The following is a 2,246-nucleotide window of genomic DNA, read 5'->3' on the forward strand; positions in this document are numbered from 1 at the left end:
AGTGTTGTCAGCAATGCCGCTGATCATGTCGACCATTTCGCGAATCTGTTTAACACGTCCGTCTAAGTCGGCCATCGATTCTTCATTCATGCTTAAAGAGTGTTCTAGTGCATGCAGTCGCTGCTGGTTAAGTCCAACAACTTGACTCCCTGTCACTGACTCATTTTCAGCAAGCTGGGCGTCATCATTTGAGGCGTTAGAAATACGTGCAATTTCACCAATAGATGCTTCAAGCTCTGTAATGGTGGTAATCATGTTCTGAAGTGATTCATTTTGCTCGTGTAAGCTTGAGTTAGTTTGCTCTGCGGCATCGTGACTGACTTCCGCTGTTTGATAAAGCGTTTCACAGTTTCGTGTTACCAAGCGCACCGAATCAGCGGTTGAATCGACAACAGAATTAAGTTTTGATGCGATAACTTGCAATTCCAATGGGCCAACTAATTGACTCTGTTTTGAAAAATCGTGTTCCGCGAGTAAGCTCATTTGTTGAGTAATGTTCCTGAGTCCTTTGTTCACCCAGTGACGCAATACGAACCATGAAATAGAAATGATGGCCGTTATCACTAATCCGCTAATAAATAGTACTTTGTCTATCGTCGCAATTGTCTGATTGACCACAAACTCGCTTTCATCAATTAAAATGGAAGCGGTGTTCGATAGTTGATTTAAGGTCCCTATCACGGTGTTAGCCAGATAGATGACTTTTGCTAAGTCGGCTTCTTGTTGCTCAACAAGTTCTAGCTTTTGCAGGATTTGTCTTAATACACCGTGATCTGCAAAGCCAGATTTAACCATCTCATAAGGCGCTGTTAAGCTTGCGAACTCTACGATGTCTGGATGCCATTCAGAAAAGTCATCATACGCGAGGTTAATGCCTGCAATTCGATTTCGAAGCTCTCTGTATTCGTCTTGCGCTTTTTCTAAGTCTGATTGCATCATCAACATTAGGAAGGTGTTCGCCATTGCAGAAGCACTCGCTGTGAATCGGTTAGCCGCATCGGAAGCCTCTGGGTTGTTCTGTACAAGGAAAGAACTGATACGGTTCATTTCAGGTCCGATGGAACTCACACCATAGCGAAACTCAGTGACTTGGCCATCGATGAGGTTTTGCTTATTCTGAATTTCAATTTGAGACGACAACACTTGGCTAGTCATCAATTGTAAGGTCGCCATGTTCTCGGTTAAGTTTTGTTTTTGTTCAACGGAAATCGCGTCAGGAAAAGATTGGGATATGAAGAGGAGTTCTTCTAGCGTTTGGTTACTTTCGGCAACTAACACGTCGATCGAGTTGCCTGTTGTGTTAAGCGTATTTAGGTCGGTTGATTGGGTGCTATAAGTAAGAAGTTTTACCTGCTCTAACACGCTTTGTGTTAATTCGGCGTTGTTTAATGCAAGAGGTAATGCTTGCTCCGAAAGTGCTTCAAAATGGCCCCCGACCCGATCGACGCCTCGGAGACTGACCAAAGATAAAAAGATGACGAGCAAAAGAATAGAAATAAATACAGCGGTGACGGTTTGAATGAGCGAGAATGTATAACGTGAAGGTTTTATTGATAAATTTGTGTCGGGCATGTGAAATCCAGTTTGACTACGAAAAAAGATATCCTTAAGTTAGTTCGTATACTAGAAGTCCTTGATGACGTTTATATTTCAGTTTTTTGTCAGAAGAGTTACATATGAAATTCAGAAAAATGGCTGTAGTTACAATAACTTTAGCAATATTGGCTGCTTGTAGCTCGACGCCATCCCCTTCTCAGCTTAGTGAAACCGCACACAAGCCTCTGTCAAAGTTAGAGCAATCAACGACCAATGCGTATATGAGTGTGTATGAACAGTGGAAAGGTGTGCCATATCATTTCGGTGGGACTTCATTTAGAGGCGTAGATTGCTCTGCTTTCGTTCAAATCGCAGTGCAAACTGCGACCCAGCAAGCCTTACCGAGAACCACAAAAGATCAAGTTAAAAAGGGAAAGGAAATAGCGTATGGACAGGCAATAAGTGGTGACTTGGTGTTTTTCAAAACATCGATGACGGTACGACACGTCGGTGTATATTTAGGAAACAATCAATTCCTACATGCTTCGACATCGAAAGGTGTCATTATATCGAGATTGGATAACCCTTATTGGGCCTCTAAGTTTTGGCATTTTAGGCGTTTATAGTGATTAAAAGATTAACTGATAACACAGTTGCTTTGAAGGTACTATTTAAACGCCTATCGCTGTTTAGCCTAGTAAATGTACTAG

At 42.1% G+C, this 2,246-nt stretch carries 2 protein-coding genes; one reads left to right on the forward strand and one right to left on the reverse strand.

The window, feature by feature from the left end:
• Nucleotides 1-1,572, reverse strand: a 1,572-nt coding sequence (locus AB4653_RS21060) for a methyl-accepting chemotaxis protein (protein ID WP_372105250.1), incomplete at its 3' end; no start/stop codon positions are given.
• Nucleotides 1,573-1,676: 104 nt separating this feature from the next.
• Between AB4653_RS21060 and AB4653_RS21065 the strand changes: the two genes are divergently transcribed.
• Nucleotides 1,677-2,162, forward strand: a complete 486-nt coding sequence (locus AB4653_RS21065; protein WP_009846751.1) for a C40 family peptidase — start codon at nucleotides 1,677-1,679, stop codon at nucleotides 2,160-2,162.
• The last annotated feature ends 84 nt before the right edge of the window (nucleotides 2,163-2,246 follow it).

Source organism: Vibrio sp. 10N.222.48.A3, assembly GCF_041475345.1.
GTDB lineage: Bacteria > Pseudomonadota > Gammaproteobacteria > Enterobacterales > Vibrionaceae > Vibrio > Vibrio tasmaniensis_A.

Coding starts and splice junctions, on each gene's coding strand:
- AB4653_RS21065 (WP_009846751.1), top strand. CDS start 1,677: ATGAAATTCAGAAAAATGGCTGTAGTTACAATAACTTTAGCAATATTG.